Here is a 22,097-nt window from a genome sequence, read left to right as displayed (position 1 = left end):
AATCTGCACGATTTAATAATTCACTTGGATTCTTACAAGTTTCTGGATAAGAAGTAATTCCAATACTTGTATTAATATGAATCGTCTCTCCATTATGTATTAACTCTGCTTCTCTTATTTTTTTATGTAAATCACTCACTGATATAAGTGCATCTTCTAAACGGCAATTAGGGAACACAATAACAAATTCTTCTCCTCCATAACGGCCTACGATAGCACCAGAATCTTTAACAATTTCTTTTGCTAAAGAAGCAATCTTCTTAATTACTACATCTCCAAATAGATGTCCATAACTATCATTAACTTTTTTGAATTTATCAATATCAAATAATGCAACTGTTAATGAAGTTTTATTTAAAATTGATGTATTTAGATATTCATTGAAACACTTGGTTAAATGTCCACGATTATATACGCTGGTTAGGCCATCATGAGTAGCCATTCGCTCCATCTTAGCATATAGATGTGCATTATCAATGGCAACTAAGAATTGAGCCACAATACCTTCAAAGAATCCTACATTACTTATGAAATAATCTCTCTTTGCGTGTGTTACAATAAGAAGTCCAATATGGGATTCTTTCTTAACCAGTGGAACCATAAGCACAGACCCTTTTTCACTTCTAGTAGGTAAAGAGTACTTTTTCATATCAGCATCATTATCTACGAAGATCTTAGAATCGGCTATATAGTTATCAAAGTATCCTTTCTCAATTAGTTCACCAAATTCTTTATCTTCATTTATACCATACTTGGTACGGGCTTTATATATAATCTGGCTTTCTTCCATCTGATTTAACACTAATATACATGTATCAAGCCCCATTCCTTCAAGTACGGATTCCGTAATCAAAGCCATCAAATTGTCAATATCAAGTGATGAAGAAATATATTTTACAATCTCATTCTGTATCATCATCTCATTATTAACACTATTAATCTCTTTGTAAGCCTGCTCTAATTTTACCTTTTGCATTCCTAAAAGCTCATTGGATTTCTTAACTTTTTCTTGGTTTATTCTTAAATCCTCATTAGTCTGATTCATATCTTCAATTAATCTTGATTGTGTAAACACTTGATAATTAAACTCATTCACAGACTTGGCATAGAGAGCAATTACAAATGCAGAAAAGATTACTACAAATATAAATACACAAGCCATCGGGAATAAACGATCCTTTATTTGTCCGGATACCACAGTATCAATGACTAACAAAGTAGCCATTGGTACTGCTCCAGTTATTACCGCTACTGTTCGGTAATAACTATCCTCAAAATCAGATACCAATATATATTCTGCAAAGAATAACAAGAGGCCTAGCACCGACAAACACATATCAAAAGATATCGTAGTTGTAATTGTAAATACAGTCGCAACTGATATCTCAATAAATCGTAACACATATACAACTTTTCTACTATTCATATAATTTTTTATTGAAAGTAATAAATCTATAACAAAAACAGGGACAATAGTCGCAAAGGCCCAAATATACTCAAAAGAATTCGATTGTGCAAATCGTTCCATTAAATATATAAGTAAGAAAGCAACCATATATCTATGCAATTGTGAAAACTTCTTCTGTGTTACTAGCTTTTTGTTTAATGCCACGACTTATTCCTCCCAATACAAATCAATTACATCCTCATTCTCAATTGGACTTGTAAATTCTGCTGGCTGATGGTTCAGCTTTAGTACTAATGACGTTCCTCTTGCTACTGTCATATCGAATTCATAACAATCAAGTATATCTACAAATATATATTTGTCTTTTCCTTTTAACGTTATTCTTTCTCCATTCACTAAAACACAAATCTCATTGTTGGTTGTTTTGATTGTATTTACATTATAATTGCTTTCTAATACACTCACCTGTTCATAAATGCCGTCATATGAAATTGTAAAATTCTCATAAACCTTGTCGTCTATGTTCGCAAACGCATTGTTTACCTTAATGTCATCTTGATAAGGTAGATCCATAAATTCTAATATTTGTCCTAATGTATAATAATTAAGAATCTCGATGCGATCCCCGTCGCAGATTGAATAATATTCCGATTCTAGTTTATTATTTGCTACAACAAACTTTGGACATATAATCTTCTTACCATTAAAAATGAACTCTATGGTACTTTGATATTCAGGAATTTGATTAATAACAAACTCAGCATCTTTGCCCATTGTTGATTCTAATATCTCAATCCTATCATTTTGAACAATAGGAGTATTGATACCTGTTACTTTACCATTAAGTTTAACAACAGCTGCTTCACCTAATTCACCACGAGACATTCTCGTCTGACCATTTACTGTATATTGAATTGCCTTACCTCTTCTAGGAAACAATTTCTCATTTGGAAAACCAAATTGAATTGCCGCATCCACAATAGTAAGTTTGTTATTATCATATAATTTTATACGTTCTCCATTCACATGGACAAAGATAAAATTATTTTTCTGCTCATAATAATTAAGGCAAATACCAATTGGTGTAACAAGAAGAGGGTCTTTCTTTATGTTCTCTGGTAAGAAATGTACTTCTCCTAATACTTCCTCTCCTCTAAGTGCAACACGCTCTACTGGTAAAGTAAGATTATGCGCTAAAGTATCTACAAATCCAGGAATCTTACCACCGCCTCCTACTACAAATACTGCACTAACCGTTTTACCACCATTTATTTCTATAATCTTATCAGCCACATTTTTAGTTATAAAATTAACGGTATCATTTAATATTTCTTTAACCTCTTGCGTTGAAACCTTGTGAGCAATCCCCATAATATCCTTATAGGATACTGTTTTCTTCTTCAAACAAGCAAGCTTTATCTTCTCAGCTTCTGCGAATTCTACAAGGTATTTTTGCATAATTGCTTCTGTAAGTTCATCACCTGCATATGGTATCATTCCATATGCAATTATACTTCCATCTCGAGTAATCGATATATCTGATGTTCCTGCTCCAACATCAACTAATGCAATATTAAGCATTCTGAATTTCTCAGGTATTGCTACATTAATTGCTGCAATTGGTTCTAATGTTAAATTAGCAACTTGTAATCCAGCTTTTTCAACAGCACTATATAGCCCATCTATAACTTCTTCTGGTAAAAATGTTGCTAATAGCTCAACACTAATTTTATTTGCTTTATGATCATCTAATTTTAGTATAGGATAATCATTCAAATAATAATGTACAGGCGTATATGCTACGCAGTAAAAGTCAATATCCTCCTGCTGATTTTCCTCACGAATCTTATCATAAGCTTTCTCAACAGCCAATAAATCTAACGAATGAATATGTACGTCAGTTACAAATGTTTCCGTCTGAAGTTCATAATCAGCCTTAACGGTTACTGTCTTAAGTACCCGACCGGCTGCTGCAATACATACATCCGTTAGTGTCACATTAAGCTCTTTTTCTAATTCTTTTTTAATGTAGGTGATTGACTCTGCTACCTTTCCGATGTCATGTATCTGCCCATCTAACATTGCTCTGGTATCATGCTCTTTAACACATATAGCAGCTACTGTAAAGTTATGTTCATTCTCTCGATAGCCTACTGTACCAACAATGCTTCTCGTACCGATATCTAACCCGAATACCATATGTTTTGGATATCTTGTCTGTTCCATTGAATGTGCCCCCAGAATCGTGCTTTTAGTATCTTTTATTGCTTTATTGCAATACTGAATTCATTATAGCATAATTGACTATACTAATCCATTAAAAGTTGTATCTCTTTCTTCAAATTATCCATATTACCATTATTATATAATACCTTGTCACAATTGTCATCAAAATCCTTATCACTCATTTGATTTTTTAGAATTGCAGCAATTTTTTCTTCAGAATAGCCACGATTGCTCATTAATCTTTGTTTACGTATCTCTTCGTCTACAGCTACATACCAAACAGAATCACACAAATCACGGTACCCAGCCTCAATTAATAATGCTGTCTCTATAACCACATAAAGAATTTGCTCTTCTATAGTTTTTTGTTTATTTAAAACTTTTATTAGTTCAATTTCATTTTTAACACGCTTCATAACTAATGGATGTGTAAAAGAATTCAGTTTTTCTAACTTCTCTTTATCTGAAAACACAATCCCACTTAATTTTTTCCGATCGATTTGACCATCAACTCCTAGGATTTCAGTACCAAAATAAGATACAATCAACTGGTAACTTTCTTCTCCCTTTTCACTTAACTTTTTTGCAATATCATCGGTAATTATAAGATGTGCTCCATATTCTTTTTCTAAAATGTCGGCTACGGTTGACTTACCACTACCGACACCTCCCATTAATCCAATAACCTTCATAAATAGTACGATTCCTTCCATAATAGTATATAGTCAGTCAATTGCAAAACTCTCAAAGAAGAGTTTCACAATGACCACTTGAATAAACTACTTAGCTTCGTACCAGTTATTACCCTGTTTCACTTCTACTTCTAAAGGTACGTGAAGGGTCACTGCACCTTGCATCTCATCTTTCAGAATTGTCGCAACTTGTTCAATCTCATCTTTATGAGTCTCAATTAATAATTCATCATGTATTTGTAACAACAATCTAGATTTTAATTTCAGGTCTTTCAATTTTTGATTGGTACGAATCATAGCGATTTTAATTATATCTGCTGCAGTACCTTGAATTGGTGAATTCATTGCAACACGTTCTCCAAAAGAACGTTGCATAAAATTACTTGAATTCAATTCTGGTATTGGTCTTCTTCTGTTAAACAAGGACGTAACATAACCATTCTTCTTTCCTTCTTCAACTAAATTATCGAGGAATTCCTTAACTTTAGGATATGTTTCAAAATACTTCTTAATATACATATCCGCTTCTTTTTTGGTTATATTAAGATCTTGTCCAAGACCAAATGAACTAATTCCATAAACAATTCCAAAGTTAACTGCTTTCGCATCTCTACGTTGTGCACTTGTAACTTCATCAAGTGGAGTGTGGAATACTTGTGATGCAGTAATCTTATGGATGTCTTCTTCTTGTTTATATGCATCAATTAATCTCTCATCATCTGACATATGCGCAAGCACACGTAATTCAATCTGTGAATAATCGGCATCTAGGAATACATATCCTTCTTCAGGTATGAATACTTTACGAATCTGACGACCTAATTCCATACGTATCGGTATATTCTGAAGATTTGGTTCCGTACTACTAATACGTCCTGTTGCTGTAATTGTCTGATTGAATTTACCATGAATACGATTATCATCCGCAATATACGTAGCCAACCCATCCGCATAAGTAGATTTTAGTTTCGTTAATTGACGATACTCTAAGATTTCATCAATAATAGGATCTTCACTACGTAACCTTTCTAATACATCTGCTGATGTTGAATATCCAGTTTTCGTCTTCTTAGCAAATGGCATGTGTAACTTCTCGAATAAAATAACCCCTAATTGTTTCGGTGAATTAATATTAAACTCTTCACCTGCATGTTCATAAATATTTTTCTCTAATTCCTTTATTCTGACTTGTAACTGATCACCATATTCTTTCAATGCCTCTTTATTTACACGAATTCCTCTAGATTCCATATCATATAGTGTATAAATCAAAGGCATCTCAATATCTACAAACAAATCTAAAGAATCAATCTCATACAACTGCGCACTTAACTTCTCTAAAGCAAGATATGCAATGTAGCTATGGTAACAAATGAAATTCTTATATGTCTCTTTTTTGTCTTCAAAAACTTCTTTGTCCTTCATCTTACCAAATAATTCTTCTCTCGAAGGAACCGTTATCCCTAGATAATCTCTTGCAATATCATCATAATGATACGTATCTTTTAATGGATTCATTACATAAGACGCAAGACCCATATCGTAAATCTTACTATCACTATATGCTTGAATATGAGAAAGCATTTCCTTAAGCGACACAACAGATACCATAATATTCTTTTCTATTACCTTGTTTAGCTGTCCTGTTATATATTCAACTGAAATCTCATCATTGATCAACAGATAATAACTCTTTTTCTCAGAATATGTTAGTGCTGCCCCTACTAAATTACCTTCTACCGAGGCCAACATAACACCTACTCGATCAGTGCTAATTCCGTCTGTCACTAGTTCCTTTAAATTCTTAGCTTCCTTTAATCCTATAATTGATTGAAAAATCTTGTCTGCTTCTTCTATTGTAGTAACCTCTACAAACTTTTCTTCAATCTTATCGTTTCTACTCACATCTCCTTCAAATCGATTAAGAAGACTCTTGAATTCAAAACGTTTAAATAATGAGAATGCCTCTGGCGTGAAAAGAGAAGGCATCTTTGCTTCTTCTAATATATAATCAAGTTCACAATCTACTTTAATTGTTGCAAGCTCTTTACTTAGCACTGCCAAGTCATAATGTTCGCGCAAGGCTTCTCTTGCTTTATTTGGCATTACTTCATCAATATGTGCATATGCATTCTCAACTGTTTCAAATGCGGTAAGAATCTTCGCCGCAGTCTTCTCTCCGATACCTGGAACCCCCGGAATATTATCTGATGCATCACCCATCAAACCCTTCAAATCAATGATTTGTTCTGGCTTAACTTGATACTTATCAACTACCTCTGCAATATTATAATTCTCTATTTCTGTTCCGCCGCGTTTTGTTTTTGGAATTCGTATTAATATCTTGTCGGATGCAAGCTGAAGTAAATCCCGATCTCCAGAAACTAAGGAAACGTCCAATCCTTGTTCACTACATCTCGTCGCAATGGTACCAAGAATATCATCAGCTTCATAGCCAGCTTTCTCAATAATTCGAATACCCATAGCCTGTAGCACTTCTTTTAATAATGGCACTTGCTCACGTAGTTCATCTGGCATCCCTTTTCTAGTACCTTTATACTCTGGGTATTTTATATGTCTGAAAGTCGGATGCTTTACATCGAATGCTACCGTTAGGTATTGTGCTTGTTCTTCCTCTAATATTTTCAACATAATATTAATAAATCCATAAATCGCATTAGTATGAATTCCTTCTGAATTCGTTAAATCAGGTACTCCATAAAATGCTCGATTAATAATACTATTTCCATCTATTAATACAATTTTATCACTCATTACGTTAATTCCTTTCCACGTTCCAACTCTTATTCGCTATAATTGATAGTATCTTTCATTTATAATTTGTTATGCCACTATCATTTTTACTCTTTTTTATCTTTTCAACTTCATCATCATCATAGATTAATGAATTATTAGAAATCCTATTAAACTCAATAACTTTATCTGTCTGATGTTTTATTATAAATTCCATTATCTCATTATAATTCTTCTCAATCTCTTTATTTAATAAAGTTGGTTTGTCTAAGAAATAATAATACTCCATATAATGCACATTCTCGTCTGCTATTTCATCTGGAGTCTCTAATTCTTTTACTGTACTTGAATTCACATTTACCATAATACAAAAGACCAAACATATAATTACATAAATTATTCTCTTACGAGCATAATTAAGTTTGGTTCTATTTATTCTTTCCTCTGACTTACGTAATGATTTTTCAAAATCAATGTGAAAATCACCAGATAGGTTCTTATCTTCATCAAGTTGCCTCATACCAGTCAGGAGTGTAAAATAAACTTCTAATTCTTCTTTGCAATCCGGACAATATTCTACATGCTCTAAAAATTTTTCTAATTGCCCGACATCTAATTCGTCATTAATATATGGCATAATTAAACCTTGTGCTTCTTTGCAAGTCATAGATTAAACAAGCTCCTTTCCAAAGTCTTCAATAACACCATTTTCCTAATTGCTTTACTTATATAATAACACGAACACTACTATTTAAAAAGAAATTATTTCATAAAATATATGTAAATCTTTAAGTTATATATAAAGCATTAAGTTAACTATACAATTTTATAATTTTTGTTTTTACATCGAATCTACTTGCTCATCATCTTCCAATGGAACGAATAATTTCACAACAAAAACAGCGGTATCTTTCACGATACCGCTGCATCTGTACGTTATTCAATGCCGGCAGTGGGACTTGAACCCACACGACGTTGCCGCCAACAGATTTTGAGTCTGCCTCGTCTGCCATTCCGACATGCCGGCTTATCATTTTATCATACATCTTATGTATGAATGTTTCACAGCATTTTAAACAACTGCTATCAACAAAAATAATAATACCATACGCAAAAGAAAAAAGCAAGTGAATTTTTCAAAATTTTCATTCAATATAAAAAATTTCATATTAATAAATTAACATATAACATTAATTTCCACCGCTATCCTCCATCTTTGTATTTATTACATAAAATAACTAAATCTTGTATAAATGTTAAAAGCTTATGCACAGCTATCCGATAGATAACTATACATAAGCTTTTTGTTTTCGGTATTATTCTTCATCATGTGATACGGATAACGTATCTTTTGCCAATTCCACAATATCTGCTATTTCTGATTTATCTATTTTAGCAAACTCTGCCAACTCATCTAGTGTAGCTTCTCTACCAAATTCTTCTGCTAATTCTTTCATACAACTACTTATAAAATTAATCTTCTCTACAATGCGATTTTCAAGAATCTTATCATCTTGTTGTTCATGAATTACAAATTCCATACTTTCACGAATGCGATTTAATATATACTCTATTGTATCTGGTATTGATTCTGTTGGTACACGATTAGACCCAATACAGATTTCCTCTAAAGCAGTAATTAATCCAATATTACCTTCTTGAATCAAATCACCCACAATTATCCCTCTACCCTGGTAACTTCTAGCTATATCTACAACCGTACGAAGATGAAGTTCTAGAAGTCTTTCCTTAGCAAAGCGATTTCCTTTTCTTAAAGAACAGATAAGTGAATCCACTTCGCCTTCAACCATTGGACTTATTAATTCCAAATCTTCAAGATACATTCTTATATATGAAGCTTCTTCCTGTTCTAATCGTTCTTCTCTCTCTTTTAAATCCTGCAGTACCTTCTTACTTTCATCATCTATATATTCTTGATCATTATCATTCTCAACTTCTTCATCTATTGTAGTTATATCATCACTTTTATCATTTGCATTTATATTCCTAATATATCCCTGAATTCTAATATGATTTGCCGCAAGATATTCATATACATGTTCCATCTGTTCTTCAGTAAACGCTGAGTCATCTAACAATTCTTTAATCTCGTCCATTGTAATTATATTATCCTGCGATTTAGCTAAATCAACTATCGCAGCTAACATAGCTAAAAAATTCTCTTTGTCTTGCATCCTTTTATTTCTCCTCTATATTGAATCGTTCCTATCAGTTTCTTCAACCATATTCTATACTATAACATCACGAAACCAATTATTCAACAACAGCTTTTCAATATTATAGTTTTACATTTTCTTTGACAATAGTTCTTTTTTCTATTATCATATACATATCATTGCCAAAAATGTAAATAATGTATATGGCAATTGTCTAAACTATTAAGAAAGAAGGAACTAATATGGCAAAAAATCCCGTTGTAACAATTGAATTAAACACAGGCGGAATTATTAAAGTAGAACTTTATCCTGAAATTGCTCCAAATACAGTAAACAATTTTATCTCTTTAGTAAAAAAAGGCTATTATAATGGATTAATCTTCCATCGTGTAATTAGAGGTTTCATGATTCAAGGCGGTTGTCCAGAAGGAACTGGTATGGGTGGCCCAGGTTACTCAATCAAAGGTGAATTCTCAATGAATGGATTCGAAAATACATTAAAACATACAGAAGGTGTTATCTCTATGGCTCGTTCGCAGATGCCAAACTCAGCAGGATCACAATTCTTCATCATGCATCAAAATTCACCTCACCTAGACGGCTCTTACGCTGCTTTTGGTAAAGTAATCGAAGGTATGGATGTTGTAAATGAAATAGCAGAAACACAAACTGATTATTCTGATAGACCAACTCATGATCAAGTTATGAAATCTGTAACTGTTGATACTTTCGGTGTTGACTATCCAGAACCAGAAAAATGTTAGTACATTTATAACAATTTCCTACGCTAAAATCCCCTCATGTTAAGAATCGCTAGTGTTCTCAACATGAGGGGATTTTTTATTGTTTATTTTATTGCTATATAGTATTTTGATTAAAAATACTTTGATCTCTTTTAGTATTTCAACCTTTTTAAATCTTTTAAATCACATTTTACTAATATATTTAGAATAATCCAGTAATTACTCCAGACTCATCCACATCAATTCCCTCTGCTGCCGGTTTCTTAGGTAATCCCGGCATAGTCATTACAGTTCCAGTAATTGCCACCACAAAACCTGCTCCTGCAGATACATACACTTCACGAATATGAATCTTAAAGTTTGTTGGTCTTCCTAATAAAGTAGGATCATCTGATAATGAGTATTGGTTCTTTGCCATACATACTGGCATATTAGTAAAACCAAGACTTTCAATCTTCTCAATTGCATTGGAAGCTTGTGCATCATAGGTTACTTCTGATGCTCCATAGATTTTCTTAGCTATTGTCTCGATTTTTTCTTTAATTGATAAGTTATCTTCATATAAAACTTTGAAATTACTTGGTTTTTCCTCTATTGTCTTAATCACTTTCTGTGCAAGGTCAATTCCACCTTCTCCACCTTTTTCCCATACTTCAGATAAGGAGAATTCACAACCACGTGATTCACAGAATTCTCTTACAAAATCAAGTTCAGCATCTGTATCTGTCATGAAACGATTCAATGTAACAACTACAGGCACCCCATAGTTTTGTAAGTTTTCAATATGCTTTTCAAGATTAGCAATACCAACTTTTAAAGCATCAAGATTTTCCGCTGACAAATCCGCTTTTGCTACTCCACCATTATACTTTAATGCTCTTACTGTTGCTACAAGAACAACTGCATCAGGCTTTAATCCGGCCATACGACATTTAATATCAAAGAACTTCTCTGCCCCAAGATCGGCACCGAAGCCAGCTTCTGTAATAACATAATCAGCAAGTTTAAGTGCTGTCTTTGTTGCTCTTACACTATTACAACCATGTGCAATATTTGCAAATGGTCCACCATGTACTATTGCTGGTGTATTCTCTAATGTCTGAATTAAATTTGGCTTTAACGCATCTTTCAATAATGCTGCCATTGAACCAACTACGTTCAATTCTTTTGCTGTTACTGGGGCCCCATCATAATTATATGCCACAATAATTCTGCCAAGTCTCTCCTTCAAATCTTTCATATTATCAGCAAGACAAAGGATAGCCATAATCTCCGATGCAACCGTAATGATGAAATGGTCCTCTCTTACAGTACCATCAGCCTTACGTCCAAGACCAACTACAATATTACGAAGTACACGATCATTCATATCTAAACATCTCTTCCAAACGATTTGATTTGGATCAATATTCAAGATATTTCCTTGTTGGATATGATTGTCTAACATTGCTGCTAATAGATTATTAGCAGATGTAATTGCATGAAAATCTCCAGTAAAATGTAAGTTCAAATCTTCCATTGGTACAACCTGAGCATAACCACCACCTGCCGCACCACCTTTAATACCAAAACAAGGTCCTAAAGAAGGCTCTCTAAGCGCTATTACTGCTTTCTTATTTAATTTGCCAAAGGCTTCTCCTAAACCTACAGAAGTTGTTGTTTTACCTTCTCCCGCTGGTGTTGGATTAATAGCAGTAACTAAAATTAATTTACCATCCGGTCTTTCTTTTACTTTTTCCCATAACTCGTCTGTGAATTTGGCCTTGTATTTACCATAAAATTCTAGGTCATCTTCACCAATATCAAGTCTCTTTGCTATCCCTTTAATATGTTCCATTTGTGCTTCTTGAGCAATCTGAATATCTGTTTTCATTATTAGAGCCTCCATCTTATTATCTCTCCTAGTAACCTTCGCAGGCCACTATATTCGGCACTGTAAAACCAATAAGTTTCTCCTGCCATAATTGAAAACACTCTATAAACCATATTCATTATAACAAAGGGGATACCTTTTTTCAACATATTACATTATTAACAAATCTTATCGCTTGGTTAATCTGTACTTATACAACAAGGAACCTAGTTCACAAGCATCCACTTATGCGTATCAATATGATACCGTAATTTAATTGTCTGTATCACTTCTCCCACGGGTACACTGCAACAAAACAGTAACATAGTCATTCCCGCATATTTCTCTTCTTTCACTTGATCAATTTGTGAAATCTTATAAGTCTGCAATCCATGTTGGCAGTCTTCTAATCTTATATAATTCGGCTTAATTTTTCCAAATGTATTAAAAGTTGCTATTACATCAACTGGAACGTTCATTTCTCCACCTCATTATAATCTCTTAATATAATTTTCTCATTGCTTACCCTTGTTTTGTTGAATAGTTACAAGTCCCTTAGCCGGATCAAATGGTTTTCCTTTCTCCTTTTGCTTTGGAAGTGTAATACTCGATGATCCTCCCGACATATGATTCAATCTGCTATTCACAAAATTGGCACGTTTAATTGAATCCATACCATACTTTGTGCGAATCTGGTCTATCGTTTGATCTAATTTTTCTAATTTTTCTCTCTTAAGTAACACATTTGGTTTCTCTGTTACTCGATAATCAACATTTTCTTTCACTTGATCTGATTCTTTCTTAAGTCCCAATTCGAATAAACTTAATTGCCTTGTTTCTCCCTGCTCTTCAATTCTACTTGTATGAACACCAAAGTTACGAAGCGGCTCCCCATTCCATAATTCATCAAACAACTGACATGCTGCAGCATAGATATCGTTTGTTAAATTAGTTGGTTCTAATAAAGTCATCTGATGGGACACTTGATGAAATTCATAATCCACAATACTTACTGCTATTACCCGTATATAAACCTGGTCTTTTCTTAATCTAGCCCCTACTGTTTCACTAAGGGATAACAGAATCATTAATGCAGTATCTCGATCTGTTACATCAAATGATACCGTTGTACTGTTTCCATATCCTTTATTCGCAATCGTCTCTGTTAATACAATACTATCATCAATTCCGTTGGCAAATTTATAAATCACTTCTCCATGTTTCTTTAGATTCGTCTTCAGTATATCAATATCAGCTTTTGCTAAATCACCAATCGACTTAATCCCCATAGCAAATAATTTCTTGGTTGTAGCTCTTCCTACAAAGAATAATTCCGAAACAGGAAGTGGCCACATCTTCTTCTCAATTTCATCTGGAAACAGTGTATGAACTAAATTAGGTTTTTTAAAGTCAGAAGCCATCTTCGCAAGCAATTTATTGCTAGATACACCTATATTCACAGTGAATCCTAATTCTCTATAAATGCGATCTTTAATTGCATTAGCAACCACGACTGGTGACCCATGCAAAGAAAGTGTCCCACTCATATCCATATATGCCTCATCTATACTATATTGTTCTACACATGGGGTATACTCTCTTAACAACTGAATAAAGGATTCCGAACACTGTTTATATAAGTCATGTTGCGGTGGAACAATAGTGAGATTCGGACACTTCTTTCTTGCTTCTGCTAATGATTCTCCTGTCTGTATCCCATACTTCTTAGCAGGAATTGATTTTGCTAGGACAATCCCATGCCTCTTCTTCTCGTCTCCTCCCACTACAGATGCAATCTCTCTTAAGTCCGTTTCCTCACCTAGAATTTTCAACCGATATACCGCTTCCCAGCTTAAAAAAGCAGAATTCACATCAATATGAAAAATTATTCTATCCATTCTTACTCCACCTCTTAGTTGTATTATATCAGAACATTTGTTCGATGTAAATAGAAATTATTACACCTTATCGTAATACAAATTTAAAAAATATCGATTGTATATAGGATTCCCTTATATAACAAAAAAAGATGGAATTCCCCACCTCTTTTGTTTAAATGCTATCTCTATTAAATTAATTTTTTTTAAAATTTTCTTGGTTCTTAATATGCAAAGCCGTTATATACTCCTTAAATATCTCTAATGTATCCACATTCAAATAATAGTAACACCACTTTCCATCTTTTCTTATATCAACCAAAGAACTTTCACACAGTATACGCATATGGTGAGACAATGTAGGTTGTGTAATATTAAACCGCTCTAAGATTCTACAGCCACACATTTCTCCTTCCGATAGCAATTCAACAATCTGCAATCTATTACTATCCGCAAGTGCTTTACAAATCAATGCATAATCCATCGCATTTCCTTTCTCTTCTAAGTTACTGTTTCTGTGTCGTATTATAGCTTATACATAGATATCTGTCAATTTAATATCATCAGCAACCACAAGAGAAAAATAATGGGTGTTACAAAATATTTTGTAACACCCACTTAATCAACTCAACTTATTTTACGGTAATCTTCATCTTAACAGTCTTTGTCTTTCCATTATATAAAGAAATTTTAGCTGTTATTGTTGTTGTACCTTTTTTCTTAGCCGTAATTTTTCCACTCTTATTAACTGTCGCAACACCTTTATTTGATGTCTTATAAGAGATTGTTACTGCTCCCACTCCTCCTGAAGTTGTTTTATCAGAAAGTTTCGTTACAACTTGTAAGCAAGCTGGAAGATCAACGACAACTGTAGTAGATTTACCTTTCTTAACTGTTTTACTCTTTGCTTTTACTGTAATTTGACTTTGTAAAGAAGTGATTTTCTTTGAATTTGCCTTTGCTGTAAGCACTACATATTTGCCACCATCTAATACCGGGAATGTTATGGTGTTATCACTATTAACAGATTGAGAATACCCTCCTACAATAGTTTCTAACTTACCTGTTTTTTCATTCACACAATAGATATATACTCGACTGCCCTTACTTACAGCTTCTACACCAGCAAGTGATACTGTCAATTTACCTTCTGCTCCAAGTGGTTGCTTTTGATCTAATTCTACATAAAGGCCATTTACACTTGCATTTCCAAAGATTTTGCCAATCGTAGAATCTGCCTGTTTCGCTCCTTCTACTGTTGTAGATTTCACATTCAAGATAATATTGCTATATAAACCAGTTACATTCTTTACATCTGCCGCTTTGAATGTCCAAGTTCCGATTACTTTACCATTTGCATCTTTGATTTGAATTGTCAAATTCTTATTTGCTGCTACAATAGCATCTAACGTTTCTTTTGTTAACTTAATTATATGACTAGCTTCTTTTTGTGTAACAACTACTTTAATTTCAGTAACATCTTTATTATCAATTGCCTCTTTAATATCGGCTGGCTTGATTTCTGTAGCATCAGCCTTTGTCTCTAATTCAATTGTATCATCAACTACACCGCTGCCAGGTTGTGGAGTTGGTATTTGTGGAACTGGACTTCCACCTTCAGAACCACCATTATTAGAACCAGGTAAATTACCTTCTTGTGTATAAGTAAATGCTTTCTCATTACCAGCATAATCACAAACACGAATTATAAAATTATCTTTTGTAGCACCAACATAATCTGTTAATTCTAACTTCATTGTTGTGGTTGCTGCTTTAGTTGACTCGTTAACCAATTCACCGACTGCAACTGGTTCTCCTTCTTCTTGATCTATTACAGTAATGGATTTACCTGACAAATCATATAGGCCAGCATATGCTACATACTGGTTGTCTGTTACATCAAATGTTGCATATACCTTATCATTTTCCTTCACAATCTTAAGATTCTTAACTGTAGGAGTTTCAACATCAATTGTGATAGGGAAACTTATACTACTCTTTAAATTACGTTCTGATCCACTATAATCTAATGCACCTGATATTGTGTAGGTATATACGTCATTATTATTAATCGTAGTTGGTTTCCATGTTGGCATATCAACGGCTGGAGAAACCGTTCCTGTACCACTATTATAAGTAGACTTTGTATCATACTCCCAACTATTTTCATACACTACTTTTTTATTTGTGTCTGTAATAGTACTCTTGATTGTACGCGCATTTCTTAACAAACTAAATTGTGTAGCATATAAATCATCATTATAGCCATCATCATTTGGTGATATTGCTATCTTGTTTGGATCAAGTTGCAACATATAGTCCTTAAAGTTATAATCATATGCATTAATTCCACTACCTAACAAGTAGTACGCCCACTCATCATAAGGATTTACACCAAGTAGATGTGTTGCTTCATCAGCTAAAAGGAAAGTTGTGGTTTGTTGATATAATTTATTATCCCCTGTTCCATATGTGTTGTTATCATACACTGTGGAACTATCCATAAGTGGCGCTTTCGCCCAATCTCCATAGAATCCCATAAACGGAAGAGATAATGCCTCATCTCCCTCATCAGATGTTAAGAAGATAAATCCTTCAACAAATTCACCATTTGCAAAGTTATCGTTTATATAAGATTTTGCATAATCTGATAAAGTAATCTTCACATGTACAGTCGCACTAGCGCCTGCTGGTACTGTTACCGTATTGTCTTCTACTCCATCACCTGTGTACTCAATAGTAACTTTTTCAGAAATATCCTCGGACTGTTCTAGTATATAACCATATTCATCAGCAGTCTCTGTTAACGTATTCGCCTTTAATTTATATGTAATCGCTGATCCCGTTACAGATTGAACAACAAAATCTGCTTCGTACACACCTTCTGTACTATCCTTAAGATCTAATTTAGGTCTATAATTAATACTTTCGTCATCTACATATAGATAAGCTGGTGTTGTTACTGCATTTCCTACATTAACAAGTCCACTACCTTGCTTACGAGGAGAATAATAATCTCCTTTCTCATCCGTCAAAGGTACCGCAGTACTCATTAATAATTGATTAGCTAATTCTGCATTTCCTCCTTTAACTGCAACTAAACCTTCCTCATCTATGTATTGTTTTACCAATGCAAATGTTCCTGCAATATGTGGTGCTGCCATGGAGGTACCAGACATCGATCCATAAGAATTATTAAATGGTAAAGAAGAATAGATATTTTCTCCTGGAGCAGTAATCTCTGGTTTTAACTTAAGATCTGGTGTTACTCCCCAAGAAGAGAAATCAGACATCTTCTTAGCATCTTTCGATGGATAATGTCCTAATTCACTATAAACAGTAATTTTCTTCTCCGATGCTTTCTTAAGCTCATTGCCTTGTACTTTCGTTACAGAAACCGCTGGAATTACATAATCATCAATTGCCATATTAATTGTTCCATCTTGATTATTGGCAACAACTACAGCAATTGCACCACCGCTTGCTGCATTAACCACTTTTTCATTGAAAGTTGTACCACCGCGGTTTACCACAGCAATTTTGCCTGTTACATCAATACCTTCATAATCTGCCACATCTCCATTTTTAGGGACTACTACATAATCATAAGTAGTTCCGTTTCCTGTTGTATCCAATCCAGTAAACGTAGGTTGACTTCCAGTAGCCGTTTCCGAATAACCTAATTCTTGATTTCCTAGCTTGAAGTAATGAGCATAATAATGCGTGTTAATAGTACTTGCAACCGAAGTAGATGCAGCATATGTAGATGGCGACCCTACAATTGATGTATCTGGATTGCTTGTAAATGCACCATATGCTTCATTACTATATGATGCACTATAACTATTACCAGCTGATACTGCTAGGTTAATACCCGCTTCAACAATACGATCATATACTTCTTGTACACCTTCTTCTTCACCTACAGAATATCCATTAGCTGATCCAAGACTCATATTAATAGCATCTGCATTAAGATTAACAGCATCCTCTAACCCTGCAAGAATATCCTCCGTACTTGCTCCATTATCAGAATCACTGAACACTTTCATAATCATTAATTGAGCTTGTGGAGCTACACCTTTAATTGTTTCACTATTGCCTGCCACGGTACCAGCTACGTGTGTTCCATGATCATTTCCAAAATTTTCAACAGCCTCTACAGATGGTGTAACTTCATCATCACCGTCCGCATAATCATAAGCAAATGGTACTTTTGTACTAACATATCGTCCATCCGCTACACCATCTGTTGATTTTGCCCCAGAAACTTCACTTTCTGTAACCTTTACACTTGCTTTACCTTCATCAGATAATCCATCTGCTGAGAATGCCTCATGGTTAGTATCTAAACCAGTGTCTAGAATAGCCACTACCGTTCCTTCTCCATTGTAATTCAAAGCATGTGCTACTTCCGACTCAATCATTTCATTGCTTGTAGTCATATTGGGTTCTAATTCATAAGTTCGTGCAACATATGCTGTTTTAACACCTGATAATCTCTTGATTTTATCAAGTTGTCCATATTTCACTTTCATTGCAAAGCCATTCATAATTGTCGTGTAATTATATAGCACTTCACTAGATGTAGAACGTGCCTTATTCATATTTTTAATATTATCCGCAACTTTTTTCTGTGCTTGTAGCATCTCGTTCCTTGATAATTCTGCTTCATCTGAGTCAAGATATGATTTTACATCAGTATAATAGCTCTTTGCTCGATATGTACTAATACCATTATCATAACGATCTAATAAAGAATTTTCTTTTAACTCAACAATAATTGTAACCTCATCATCCTCTTGATAAAGACTGTTCTTTAAAGAATTGTTTGATAATGTTTGCTTTTTTGTTTCACCTGTTGAAACAGTAAGTTCACTTTTTGCATAATTAGAATCTAATGCTGCATGTATGTATTGTGATGGTACAATACTTGTGAACGTAAGTGTTGTTGCCATAGCAACGGCTAACCATCTTTTACGCATATACTATTCCCTCTCTCCTATTATATATTTATTAATTGCTCTTACTACTATTAAATACATATTCTTGTCCTACAAATACATGCATTAACACTGTAAAACGGTTCGTATGTATCAGTTCATCGCTTTACTTTATTGAATTAATTGATGCTAAAAATACTTGATCTGTTTTCCTTAACGGTTCACATATCAAGCACCTTTACTTGCGATTCTTATGCAATTAACTGTTTACAGTTTATCCCTTTTATTTTTAAATGTCAAGCTTATACACTATATTTTCTAACTTTATACATTTATTATTTTTTCACCCTATTTTTATACTTTTTTATTAGATATTCGACTTTTTTCTTGGAATATTAAGTTTTTTATTCATGTATATACATTTTTGTTACTGAACATCCGTTTATAAAGGTAATCTTTGTTGATAATACATTGCATCGGTACGTAGCTTAGATGGGACACGATGGAGTAATTCATTGGTTTCATTATTATTAAAAATCCACTCAGTTATCATCTCCTCATTGAGTATTAATGGCATTCGATCATGTATATCTTTCATAGAAGTGTTCGCTGCAGTTGTTAGAATTACAAATCGGCTTTCCTCCTTTTCATATCGATACAAGCCCGCCATATACATACACTTCTTCTCTGGTACCGTAAAATATATCTTATTCTTATCTGAATCCCATTCATAAAACCCCGCTGCCGGGATGATGCACCTTCTACTCATAAGGCTCTCTCGAAATGTCTTCTTCTCAAACGCTGTTTCCGACCTTGCATTAATTAATACACCCTTTCCCGTTGGTACTGTAAAACCCCATTTTGACATAGTCAGTACAATCTCTTTTTCTTCATTCTTACCATCACTTGACTTCATACTTTGATCTGCACCAACAAGAATTGGCACATGATTGGTAGGGAAAATTTCACCTCGCACTTCTAGTGCCTTCTCAAACATTTGTTTTCTTTCTTTAATAACTTCTTCTCTTATATAATTATTAGGTACTTGAATCCCTTTGCCTCTATTAAATCTAGCATCTATATGCTCAAGCAATTTCCGTATCTCTTTTGCTGTATCATCATCTACATAATATCTACCACACATATCGCGCACCTCCTAATCTATTAAATATAATTATTTATATTAATGAGCAATACTTAGAATTATTCCTTTATTAACTTACATGTACTTATACCCTCAAACTTTGCACTTAAAATACCTACTCCTAGAAATCTTCAAATACGAAGTTTGAGTTATATATATAAAGTATATAGCAAAACTCTTAATAATGTAGATTCGCTTCTTAGCTGATGTACTATGACTAAGAAACGATAGCGAAACACCTATAGTACTTCTTAGCGTGTACATGATACCCTAGGAATGCGAGGCAAGGATGCCGAGCAAGCCCGAGCTGAGGCAGGATGCCGAGTCGAGGGCGTTTCCGTACCTTTTGATTCCCTATCGTACACACTTAGAAGTACTTAGATGTGTAGCATGCTTCGTGTCATAGTACGTCAGCTAAGAAGCCTTGACAACCTATACAGAGTTTTGCAACCAACATAATACACAAAAACACGCTGTGAAATATACTCATAGTATATTCCATAGCGTGTTACTTGTTTATTTATTAGTTTTCCCATTCAAGGTCTGAATATTCTCTACGTTTATCACGAAGTAATAAGTCAGTTACTGCTTCTTTCGCAGACTTGTCCTCGAATAGTACTTTATTAATCTGTTCTACGATTGGCATAGTTACATCGTATTTCTTAGCTAATGCAAGTGCTGCTTTTGCTGAATATACACCTTCAACTACTTGCTTTACTTCATCCATTGCTTCTTTCATCGTGTAACCTTTTCCTATAAGGTAGCCAGCTCCACGATTACGACTATGTTTGCTTGTACAAGTTACGATAAGATCACCTACACCAGATAATCCAGCAAATGTTTCCATTCTTCCGCCCATAGCAATTCCAAGACGGCTCATCTCTGCAATTCCTCTTGTGATTAAGGCAGCTTTAGTATTGTCTCCATAACCAAGACCATCAGCAATACCAGCTGCTAATGCAATAACATTCTTTAAAGAACCACCTAATTCAATACCAACGATGTCTGGACTTGTATAAACACGAAATCTTTCATTCATGAATATACTTTGGATATAATATGCTGTATCTTTCGAATGGGCACCTACTACACATGTAGTTGGAATACCCTTACTCACTTCCTCTGCGTGACTAGGCCCTGATAATACAGCTACATCTGCATTATTAAGTTCCTCTTCTATAATTTCACATAATGTCATTAATGTAGTTTCTTCAATACCTTTCGCCACATTAACTACCTTTTGATTTTCTTTAATATATGGTGCTGCTAGTTTCGCAGTAGATCTTACGAATGGAGATGCAACTGCAAAAACAATCAAATCTGGATCTTCACATGCGTAAGGAAGATCGCCTGTAATTTCTATATTATCAGGTAATTTTGTTCCTGGTAATTTGTCAATCTGCTCTCTATGAGTTTGTAGCATCTCAATCTCTGGTTGTAAAACTGACCAAAGAATTACCTCATGTCCATTGTTTGCTAATACAATTGAAAGAGCAGTTCCCCAACTTCCCGCTCCTAATACTGTAACTTTACTCATTTATCACAATACCTCCCGGCAACTTCGTTATTTTACATCTACTTTTTGTCCTAATTTGTTTTCTGTTCCATTCAAAAGCCTTTTAATATTATCTTTATGCTTATAAAAAGCTGACACAGTGAAGAAGCAACTGACAATTAGCATATGTAGGAATTGTGGATTGCTTCTATAGAAGAGTATTACACCAATTGGGAAGATAATAGATACCAACAAGGAACCTACTGATACATATCTTGTAATTGCGGTAATAATCACAAAACCACACAATGCTATTAAAGCGAGTCTCCAATCAAATGCTAGTATAACGCCACCTGTGGCGGCAATTCCCTTTCCACCTTTAAAATGTAGCCAGAAAGGGTAATTGTGACCCAATATAACTCCGAGACCTGTATAGAGTGCTAATAATTGTGGCTCTATAGCAGAACTTTGAAACAAAAAGAATCGAATTAATAAGATCGGTATTAATGCCTTGAATGCATCACCAAAGAAGGTAATCGCCCCCGCTTTCACTCCTAAAGTACGTAATGCATTGGTTGTACCAGCATTGCCACTACCATAATTTCTTATATCAATATTATTTGCCTTTCCAACGATATACCCCGTTGAAATACAACCAAACGCATAACCAATGCATAAGCAAATCAATATATCGATCATCCTACTCTTTCTCCTTTCTTTCTCGAATGATAAATTTAAGGGAAGTACCAGAAAAACCAAACGCCTCTCTAATCCTATTCTCAATAT

Annotated in this window: 15 protein-coding genes and 1 tRNA gene; 1 reads left to right on the top strand and 15 read right to left on the bottom strand. The window is 34.1% G+C overall.

Annotation, left to right across the window (positions count from 1 at the left end):
* The 7 genes from ACW2QF_RS07945 to ACW2QF_RS07915 form a co-directional block, all read right to left on the bottom strand.
* Positions 1–1,612: sensor domain-containing diguanylate cyclase (locus tag ACW2QF_RS07945; protein WP_455715465.1), on the bottom strand; the 1,612-nt coding region annotated here is incomplete at its 3' end.
* 3 nt (positions 1,613–1,615) lie between these two features.
* Positions 1,616–3,634, bottom strand: a complete 2,019-nt coding sequence (locus tag ACW2QF_RS07940; RefSeq protein ID WP_455715464.1) for a cell division protein FtsA — start codon at positions 3,632–3,634, stop codon at positions 1,616–1,618.
* Positions 3,635–3,717: 83 nt separating this feature from the next.
* Positions 3,718–4,326 carry a dephospho-CoA kinase gene (gene coaE / locus ACW2QF_RS07935; RefSeq protein WP_455715463.1) on the bottom strand — a complete coding sequence of 203 codons (609 nt, stop codon included), beginning with the start codon at positions 4,324–4,326 and terminating at the stop codon, positions 3,718–3,720.
* Between the two features lie 87 nt (positions 4,327–4,413).
* Entirely contained in the window at positions 4,414–7,101 is a 2,688-nt protein-coding gene (polA, locus tag ACW2QF_RS07930; RefSeq protein ID WP_455715462.1) for a DNA polymerase I, read from the bottom strand.
* A gap of 55 nt (positions 7,102–7,156) precedes the next feature.
* Positions 7,157–7,747, bottom strand: a complete 591-nt coding sequence (locus ACW2QF_RS07925; protein ID WP_455715461.1) for an anti-sigma factor family protein — start codon at positions 7,745–7,747, stop codon at positions 7,157–7,159.
* Positions 7,748–8,024: 277 nt separating this feature from the next.
* Positions 8,025–8,107: transfer RNA gene (locus tag ACW2QF_RS07920), tRNA-Leu, on the bottom strand.
* Positions 8,108–8,396: 289 nt separating this feature from the next.
* Positions 8,397–9,275 carry a sigma-70 domain-containing protein gene (locus tag ACW2QF_RS07915; RefSeq protein WP_455715460.1) on the bottom strand — a complete coding sequence of 293 codons (879 nt, stop codon included), beginning with the start codon at positions 9,273–9,275 and terminating at the stop codon, positions 8,397–8,399.
* Positions 9,276–9,499: 224 nt separating this feature from the next.
* Here ACW2QF_RS07915 and ACW2QF_RS07910 point away from each other — a divergent pair, with 224 nt between their 5' ends.
* Positions 9,500–10,021, top strand: a complete 522-nt coding sequence (locus ACW2QF_RS07910; RefSeq protein ID WP_455715459.1) for a peptidylprolyl isomerase — start codon at positions 9,500–9,502, stop codon at positions 10,019–10,021.
* A 181-nt stretch (positions 10,022–10,202) separates the two neighbouring features.
* On the opposite strand, the gene ACW2QF_RS07905 is transcribed toward ACW2QF_RS07910, so the two are convergent.
* The 8 genes from ACW2QF_RS07905 to plsY form a co-directional block, all read right to left on the bottom strand.
* Entirely contained in the window at positions 10,203–11,873 is a 1,671-nt protein-coding gene (locus ACW2QF_RS07905; RefSeq protein WP_455715458.1) for a formate--tetrahydrofolate ligase, read from the bottom strand.
* Positions 11,874–12,079: 206 nt separating this feature from the next.
* Positions 12,080–12,331 (bottom strand): hypothetical protein, encoded by a 252-nt coding sequence (locus ACW2QF_RS07900; protein WP_455715457.1) that lies wholly within the window; start codon positions 12,329–12,331, stop codon positions 12,080–12,082.
* A gap of 36 nt (positions 12,332–12,367) precedes the next feature.
* Positions 12,368–13,750: a DNA polymerase Y family protein gene (locus ACW2QF_RS07895; protein WP_455715456.1), complete on the bottom strand. Its 1,383-nt coding sequence runs from the start codon at positions 13,748–13,750 to the stop codon at positions 12,368–12,370.
* A gap of 175 nt (positions 13,751–13,925) precedes the next feature.
* Positions 13,926–14,213, bottom strand: a complete 288-nt coding sequence (locus ACW2QF_RS07890) for an ArsR/SmtB family transcription factor (protein ID WP_455715455.1) — start codon at positions 14,211–14,213, stop codon at positions 13,926–13,928.
* Positions 14,214–14,361: 148 nt separating this feature from the next.
* Positions 14,362–18,714, bottom strand: a complete 4,353-nt coding sequence (locus ACW2QF_RS07885; RefSeq protein WP_455715454.1) for a S8 family serine peptidase — start codon at positions 18,712–18,714, stop codon at positions 14,362–14,364.
* 400 nt (positions 18,715–19,114) lie between these two features.
* Entirely contained in the window at positions 19,115–19,816 is a 702-nt protein-coding gene (locus ACW2QF_RS07880; RefSeq protein WP_455715453.1) for an SOS response-associated peptidase, read from the bottom strand.
* 523 nt (positions 19,817–20,339) lie between these two features.
* Entirely contained in the window at positions 20,340–21,353 is a 1,014-nt protein-coding gene (locus ACW2QF_RS07875; RefSeq protein WP_455715452.1) for an NAD(P)H-dependent glycerol-3-phosphate dehydrogenase, read from the bottom strand.
* Between the two features lie 27 nt (positions 21,354–21,380).
* Positions 21,381–22,010 (bottom strand): glycerol-3-phosphate 1-O-acyltransferase PlsY, encoded by a 630-nt coding sequence (gene plsY / locus ACW2QF_RS07870; RefSeq protein ID WP_455715451.1) that lies wholly within the window; start codon positions 22,008–22,010, stop codon positions 21,381–21,383.
* Positions 22,011–22,097 lie beyond the last annotated feature (87 nt).

This window comes from Anaerosporobacter sp. (genome assembly GCF_965301125.1).
This window is presented reverse-complemented; position numbering and strand designations above follow the sequence as displayed.